The organism is Thalassolituus sp. UBA6592, from assembly GCF_002433655.1.
GTDB lineage: Bacteria > Pseudomonadota > Gammaproteobacteria > Pseudomonadales > Oceanobacteraceae > Venatoribacter.
In genome coordinates this window covers 1-7,322 of the sequence record NZ_DJIO01000121.1, presented here as the reverse complement: position 1 = coordinate 7,322, position 7,322 = coordinate 1, and the positions used below count along the sequence as shown (strand labels likewise).

Sequence of the window (7,322 nt, the reverse complement as noted above, 5' to 3'; positions counted from 1 at the left end):
GCAGCGTCGTGTGGCGCTGGCACGTCTGTGTGTCGCACCGGCACCACTGTGGATTCTTGATGAGCCTTTTACCGCGCTGGACAAATATGGCGTTGCCTGGCTGGAGCAGCAGTTGCAGAAAAAAGTCGAAGACGGCGGGGCGGTGATCATTACCAGCCATCATGCGCTGGAAAATATCGCCAGTCTGCAACAGCTTGAACTCGGGAGTGTGCGCGCATGAGCCAGAGTTCAGGCCAGAGTTCAGGAGTGAAGGGTTTCGGCCTGGTCGGGGCGACTGTGCGTCGCGACCTCACACTGGCTGCGCGTAATCCGGGCGAGTGGCTGAATCCGCTGATGTTCTTTCTGATGGTCGCTGCACTGTTTCCGCTGGCGGTGGACCCGGATCCGAAATTCTTAAGCAAAATCGCCGGTGGTGTGATCTGGGTGGCAGCGTTGCTGGCGACCCTGTTGTCACTGGATGCGTTATACAAAGCCGATGTTGAAGATGGCTCGCTGGAGCAATGGCTGGCGTCCGGGGAATCCCTGTACGCTATGTCGCTCGGCAAAGCACTGGTGCACTGGTGCATTTCCGGCCTGCCGCTGACCATCATGGCGCCGTTACTCGGATTGATGTTGTCGTTGCCTGCGGATGCTTATTGGGCACTTATTCTCAGCCTGCTGGTCGGAACCCCGGTGTTAAGCCTGTTGGGTGCTGTCGGTGCGGCGCTGACCGCCGGTGTGCGCAGTGGCGGACTGTTACTCAGCCTGCTGATTCTGCCGCTGTATATTCCCGTTCTGATTTTTGCTGCCAGCGCCGTGTATCACGCCGGCATTGGCATGGAGTATAACGGCCAGATCGGATTTTTAGGGGCATTGCTGGCTCTGGCCATCTGCCTTACACCGTTTGCGTCAGCGGCGGCTTTAAAACTTAACTTATCGCGTTGATTGGAAATATCTATGTGGCAGTGGCTTAAACGACTTTATCATCGCCTTGGCTCGCCGAAATGGTTTTACGAAATTACGGCAAAGTGGATTCCATGGCTGGCAGTGCTGTCTGTGGTGGGAACTGTGGTGGGGCTGGTGTTGGGTCTGCTGTACGCGCCGGCGGATTATCTGCAGGGCAACAGTTTCCGCATTATTTACATCCATGTGCCGGCGGCGATTCTGGCTCAGAGCGCCTTTATGATGATGGCCGTGGCGGGGGCCGTGTTCCTTATCTGGAAAATGAAAATGGCTGCCTGGGTGGCCAAAGTGATCGCACCGGTTGGTGCTGCGTTTTGTCTGATCGCACTGTTTACCGGAGCTATCTGGGGTAAACCGACCTGGGGCACCTGGTGGGTGTGGGATGCGCGTCTGACCTCCATGCTGTTACTGCTGTTTCTGTATTTCGGTGTGATGGCCCTGCAGCAGGCAATGGATTCTGAAGAAAGCGGTTACAAAGCGGCAGCGATTCTGTCGCTGGTTGGTCTGGTCAATATTCCGATCATTAAATACTCAGTGGAGTGGTGGAATACCCTGCATCAGCCGGCCACGCTGAAACTGACAGAAAAGCCCAGCATGCATCCGGATATGCTGATTCCTTTGCTGATTATGATTGTCACGACGTATGTGTTTTTTGCTCTGCTGGTCATTCTGCGTACACGCAATGAAATCCTCTGGCACGAGCGTAAGCGCAGCTGGGTTAAAGAGATTCTGGAGCACTGATGGAATTTAACAGCTTCGCCGATTTTATCGCCATGGGCGGTCATGGTTTTTACGTCTGGTTGTCTTACGGCCTGACCGCTGTGGTGATTGCCTGGAACGTAGCGCAGCCTGTGATGCGCCGCCGCCGTTTATTAAAAGAGCAGGCTCAGCGTCTGCGTCGGGAGAAAAAGCATGACTCCAAAGCGTAAAAAACGCCTGATTCTGATTCTGTTTCTGGTCGCCGGTGTCGGTACCGCAGTCGGCTTGCTGATGTACTCTCTGAGTCAGAACATCAACCTGTTTATGACGCCGACTCAGATTGCTGACGGTGAAGTGCCGGTAGGGCGTACCATCCGTGCCGGTGGTCTGGTGGTGGTTGGCAGTCTGCAGCGCAGTCAGGATTCGCTGGTATCTGAATTTAAAGTGACCGACGGTAATGCCGAAGTCACCATCACCTACGATGGCATTCTGCCGGACCTGTTCCGTGAAGGGCAGGGCATTGTCGCCATGGGACAGTTAGGTACTGACGGGGTGTTTGTGGCGTCAGAAGTACTGGCAAAACACGATGAAAACTATATGCCGCCGGAAGTGAAAGACGCGCTGGAAAAAGCGCACAACGATGGCAAAGAAGCGCTGGAATCGGCGAGGTATTAACATGACAGAGTGGTATGGCATGGTGCCGGAGTTTGGACAGCTGGCGTTGATTTTTGCGCTGCTGGTGGCGGCCCTGCAGGTTGTAATTCCTCTGCTTGGTTTAAAAATGCAACAGGAATGGCTGATGGCATACGCCCGTCCGCTGGCCAATGCCCAGGCGATCTTTCTGCTGATCAGCCTGGTCATTCTGGCTTACTGTTTTGTTGTTGATGACTTTTCTGTTGCTTATGTGGCAACCAATTCCAACACCCTCTTACCAACGCCCTATAAGATCAGTGCAGTGTGGGGCGCCCACGAAGGTTCCTTATTGTTATGGGTAACCATGCTGGGCTGCTGGGGCATGGCGGTGGCCATGTTCAGCCGCAGTCTGCCGGCGGATATGGTGGCCCGTGTACTGGCCATCATGGGGCTGGTATCGCTGGGTTTTATTCTGTTTACCCTGGAAACGTCTAATCCGTTTGCCCGCAACCTGCCATCCATTCCATCAGAGGGCGCTGATCTGAACCCGCTGCTGCAGGATTTCGGTCTGATCGTTCACCCGCCAACTCTGTACATGGGCTATGTGGGTTTGTCGGTGGCTTTTGCCTTTGCTCTGGCGGCGCTGATGGGCGGTCGTCTGGATGCAGCCTGGGCGCGCTGGTCGCGTCCGTGGACTACAGCAGCGTGGATCTTCCTCACAATCGGTATTGCTCTGGGCAGCTGGTGGGCGTACTACGAACTGGGCTGGGGCGGCTGGTGGTTCTGGGACCCGGTAGAAAATGCGTCATTAATGCCGTGGCTGGTCGCCACTGCACTGCTGCACTCATTGGCGGTGACAGAAAAACGTGGCCTGTTTAAAAGCTGGACGGTATTGCTCGCTATTTTTGCATTCTCACTGAGTCTGCTGGGTACCTTCCTGGTGCGTTCCGGTGTACTGACGTCAGTGCATGCTTTTGCTTCAGACCCTGAGCGCGGTGTTTTTGTGCTGGCATTATTGGGTATCTGTGTTGGTGGCTCGTTGTTGCTGTACGCGTTAAAAGCACCGACGGTAGCGTCAGTTGGCCGTTATGAGTGGGTTTCCCGGGAAAGCTTCCTGCTGCTGAATAACCTGCTGCTGGTGGTTGCCGCCTTTGCCATTCTGCTCGGTACTCTGTACCCGCTGATCATTGATTTCCTTGGGCTGGGTAAAATCTCTGTCGGTGCCTCCTGGTTTAACACCATGTTCGTGCCGTTAGGTGTATTACTCGCCATTGTTGTCGGCCCCGGTTCTGTGTCGCGCTGGAAAGCGGACGAAATTAAACGTCTGGGCAGCAAAATGATTGCTGCTCTGGCGGCGGCAGTAATTTTTGGTTTGGCGATTCCGCTTATCCACGGCGGTGACATGAACTGGAAAGTACTGCTCGGTATGGCCGTTGCTGTGTGGCTGACCGGCGTGACACTGCAGGACATGTGGTACAAATCCCGTGGTCAGCTGGCACGTATTCCGAAGCTGGGTCTGAGCTATCACGGTATGGTGATCGCGCACCTGGGTATTGCGGTAACCATCGTTGGTATCACCATGGTGGCGAATTACAGTGAAGAGACTTCAGCGCGTATGGCGCCGGGTGACGTTGCCGAACTGGAAGGTTACCGTTTTGAGTTTGTCGACGCCGGTCATGTGGAAGGCCCGAACTACACCTCGGATGCTGCCCGCTTCCGCATTTTTGATGGTGATAAACAAATCGCTGTGCTGATGCCGGAAAAACGCCGTTACACCGCCCGTAGTCAGGTAATGACAGAAGCGGCAATCGATGTATCTCTGTGGCGCGATGTGTATATATCCATGGGTGAGCCGCTGGATGGTGGTGCCTGGGGCATGCGCCTGCAGGTGAAACCATTTATGCGCTGGGTATGGCTGGGTGCCATTTTTATGGCCATTGGTGGCTTACTGGCGATGCTGGATAAACGTTACCGCACTCGTCGTGATTCGAAAAACAGTTCTGCACAGAATGGACAGGAGGCTGCCGCATGAGCCGTCTGAAGTTATTTATTCCGTTAATTATTTTTATGGCGCTGGCCGCCGTTTTTCTGATTCAGCTGAATTCCGATGAAGACAAAACGGCATTGCCATCACCCTTAATCGGCAAGCCGTTCCCGCAGTTTATTCTGAAAACCGTTGAGTCCGGTGAAGAAACCAATCACCTGCCGGAAGAACCGGTACTGGTGAATGTGTGGGCAACCTGGTGTCCGACCTGTAAGGCGGAGCATGCGTTTCTGAATAAACTGGCTGCTGAACAGGGCATTAAAATCGTCGGTATTAATTACAAAGACGATGATTTTAAAGCGAAGCAATGGCTGAAGGCCTACGGCAACCCTTACATGTTTAATATTTCCGATCCTGACGGTCAGCTGGGCCTTGAACTGGGTGTTTACGGCGCACCGGAAACCTTTCTGGTCGACAGCAAAGGCATTATCCGTGCAAAACATATTGGTGATCTGAACACCAAAGTGTGGAGCACCTTAGGGCCACAATTTGAGGCGCTGAAATGAAAAAATGGATGCTGATGTTGTTGGTCTGTTTTTCTCTGCCGGCGTTTGCGGTGGTGGAAGGCTACAAATATCAATTTGATTCGCAGCAGGATACTGACCGCTTTAACAAGCTGGCGGAAGATCTGCGTTGCCCGAAATGTCAGAACCAGAACCTGGCGGATTCCAATGCGCCAGTGGCCAGCGACATGCGTGAAAAAGTGTATGAAATGATGCAGTCCGGCAGCAGCGATGAGCAAATCGTTGATTATATGGTCGACCGTTATGGCGATTTCGTGCACTACACGCCGCCGGTAAAGAGTAAAACCATTTTTCTCTGGGCCGCACCTGCCGTGGTTTTCGTGATTGGTTTACTGGTGCTGGTGATGATCCGTCGTGGTCAGAAACAGGCTCCGCAACCGCTGACGGAAGAAGAAAAAGCACGCCTGAATGCACTGAAAAATAAGGCTGATAAGCAATGATCTGGGTTTTGCTGTTACTGAGTTTATTACTTCTGCTGATATTGATGATGCCTGCGCGCAGGCGCGACAACATCGTTATGCAGAATCATTCTGAGGAAAACCTGCGTCTTTATCAGGAGCGTTCAGACGAAGTTAAAAACAGCGATCTGGATGATGAACAGAAAGCAGCGCTGCAGTTGGAACTGGACCGTGAATTTCTGGCCAATGCCGGAGATGAACACCAGGCAGGTTCCGCACAGCGCGAACCCAAACGCTGGCCTCTGGCACTGGCTATGGTGGCTGTGGTACTGGCCGGTACGCTGTTGTTTTATCAGTTCTGGGGTGCATCGGTTGAACTGAAGGCATCGGCACTGCTTGATAAAGCCGCGCAGGTTGAACTGACTGAGCCTGAGCGTAAAGAGCTGATCGGATATCTGAAACAGGCGTCAGACAAAGATCCGCAGAACGGTGAATGGTTTTATCTGTATGGCCGTATGCTGACCATTGATAACCAGTTTGATGAAGCCGCAAAAGTGTTTGCTGATATTCTGGTGACCATTCCGGAAGAAGCCACAGAAGACCGTGCAGTCACACTCACATTGCTGGCTCAGGCTAAGTTTTTTGCTGCGGATCAGAAAGCAGATCAGGAAACATATAATCTGCTGAAAGAATCTCTCGATCTGCAACCGGCCAACCGTCAGACCCAGGGGCTGGCCGGGATGCTGGCGTTTGAGCTGCAGAATTACCGCGGCGCCATTGATCACTGGAAAGTGGTCTGGCAGTCCTTACCGGATTCACCGGAAGCTCAGATGCTGGCTCAGGGCATTCAGCGCGCAGCTGACCGCCTGCAGGAGCAGGGTGAAGACGTGGATCTGAGCTGGCTGGAACGGGTACAGCTGAAAGTCCTGGTGGACCTGTCGGATGAAGCGCGCGCCGCCGCTGCGCCGGACGACACTGTGTTTGTTCTGGCCCGCGCAGCATCCGGTCCGCCGATGCCATTAGCGGTACAGCGCATGACCGTGGCTGATCTTCCGCAGGTTGTAACCTTAAGCGATGCTCAGGCCATGGCACCGGGAATGAATATCAGCAGTTTTGATGAACTGACACTGATTGCCCGTATTTCGAAAAGCGGCCAGCCGCAGGCGCAGCCAGGAGACTGGCAGAGGTTGAAAACGCCGGTCAGTAACCGTGAGAAAGAACGGATTGATCTGGTGATCAGTGAGTTGGTTGAGTAATCACGGCGCAGCGACAGACATAAAAAAACCGGGCTTGCCCGGTTTTTTTATGTCTGAATGATGCCAGTCAGAAATTCCAGTACACCGTGGCATTCATGGCCATGGAATAGAACTCGTTATCCGGCAGTTCGATGGTCTGGCTGGAACCTAAGCGTTCACGGATACCGTCACGCCAGCTGGCGTTGGTTTCGGCAACCAGCATAGCGCCGACTTCCGGACGGAACTGATAGCCCACGCCAGCGGTTAAGCGTACATCGACACCACCACCAAAGTTGCGCGTCAGAGCGCGGTTATTACCGCTGTTTAGGACGTTTTCATACAGGTTGATACCCACATGGCCACCGAGCAGGTAACGCAGCCCCACGGACTGGTCTTTAAAGTAGCTGTCGTATTCAAACCCTGCGGTCAGACTGAATGAGCTGGCGTCTTCGAATACCACGTCCATGGTGTCTTCCGGGTCGAAGCGGGTGGCGGCGAAGTATTCATCTTCAGTGGTAATCACGTTACCGGCGGCATCGGTGAAGGTGCCGTTGTTAATGCCCTGCACAATCGGGTCATACAGCTCAGGGGTATTACGGATATAGTCTTCGATGGAATCGGCAAACGCTTCGGTCTGATCCGTGCTGCGCCAGTCAAAGCGTGAGAAAGATACTTTCTGATAATGCAGTCCCAGCAACCAGTAGCCGCCGTTGCCGAGATGATAGGCACCACTGATATCCAGCATCTGGAAGTTCATGGCGGCAGTATCGTTCTGAATATGGCCATCAAAACCACTGGCTTTCCAGTCTTCTGTATCCTCTTCTGCGATCAGCGTGGAGGCTGTGCG

The 7,322-nt window shown here is 53.6% G+C and carries 9 protein-coding genes and 1 pseudogene; 9 read left to right on the top strand and 1 reads right to left on the bottom strand.

Annotated features, from left to right (window positions below; all coding sequences use genetic code 11):
- The 9 genes and pseudogenes from B2Z72_RS11450 to ccmI form a co-directional block, all read left to right on the top strand.
- Nucleotides 1-220: pseudogene (locus B2Z72_RS11450) on the top strand (heme ABC transporter ATP-binding protein CcmA); the annotation flags it as partial.
- On the top strand, nucleotides 217-924 hold the full coding sequence (gene ccmB, locus B2Z72_RS11445) for a heme exporter protein CcmB (protein WP_296980701.1): 708 nt from the start codon (nucleotides 217-219) through the stop codon (nucleotides 922-924). The pseudogene B2Z72_RS11450 and the gene ccmB, both read left to right, overlap by 4 nt.
- A gap of 12 nt (nucleotides 925-936) precedes the next feature.
- Entirely contained in the window at nucleotides 937-1,683 is a 747-nt protein-coding gene (locus B2Z72_RS11440) for a heme ABC transporter permease (protein WP_296980699.1), read from the top strand.
- Entirely contained in the window at nucleotides 1,683-1,871 is a 189-nt protein-coding gene (gene ccmD / locus B2Z72_RS11435; protein ID WP_296980697.1) for a heme exporter protein CcmD, read from the top strand. The genes B2Z72_RS11440 and ccmD overlap by 1 nt, the downstream gene beginning before the upstream one ends.
- Nucleotides 1,855-2,316 carry a cytochrome c maturation protein CcmE gene (gene ccmE / locus B2Z72_RS11430; protein WP_296980695.1) on the top strand — a complete coding sequence of 154 codons (462 nt, stop codon included), beginning with the start codon at nucleotides 1,855-1,857 and terminating at the stop codon, nucleotides 2,314-2,316. Before ccmD ends, ccmE begins: the two co-directional genes overlap by 17 nt.
- 19 nt (nucleotides 2,317-2,335) lie before the next feature.
- Nucleotides 2,336-4,306 (top strand): heme lyase CcmF/NrfE family subunit, encoded by a 1,971-nt coding sequence (locus B2Z72_RS11425; RefSeq protein WP_414716348.1) that lies wholly within the window; start codon nucleotides 2,336-2,338, stop codon nucleotides 4,304-4,306.
- Nucleotides 4,303-4,824, top strand: a complete 522-nt coding sequence (locus tag B2Z72_RS11420; protein ID WP_296980691.1) for a DsbE family thiol:disulfide interchange protein — start codon at nucleotides 4,303-4,305, stop codon at nucleotides 4,822-4,824. The genes B2Z72_RS11425 and B2Z72_RS11420 overlap by 4 nt, the downstream gene beginning before the upstream one ends.
- The gene (locus tag B2Z72_RS11415) at nucleotides 4,821-5,282 is read left to right on the top strand and encodes a cytochrome c-type biogenesis protein (protein ID WP_296980689.1); all 462 of its coding nucleotides are present in this window, start codon (nucleotides 4,821-4,823) and stop codon (nucleotides 5,280-5,282) included. Before B2Z72_RS11420 ends, B2Z72_RS11415 begins: the two co-directional genes overlap by 4 nt.
- Entirely contained in the window at nucleotides 5,279-6,496 is a 1,218-nt protein-coding gene (ccmI, locus tag B2Z72_RS11410) for a c-type cytochrome biogenesis protein CcmI (RefSeq protein WP_296980687.1), read from the top strand. The genes B2Z72_RS11415 and ccmI overlap by 4 nt, the downstream gene beginning before the upstream one ends.
- Nucleotides 6,497-6,563: 67 nt before the next feature.
- Here ccmI and B2Z72_RS11405 read toward each other — a convergent pair.
- Nucleotides 6,564-7,322 (bottom strand): hypothetical protein (locus B2Z72_RS11405; RefSeq protein ID WP_297004848.1); only part of this gene is annotated, 759 nt, incomplete at its 5' end.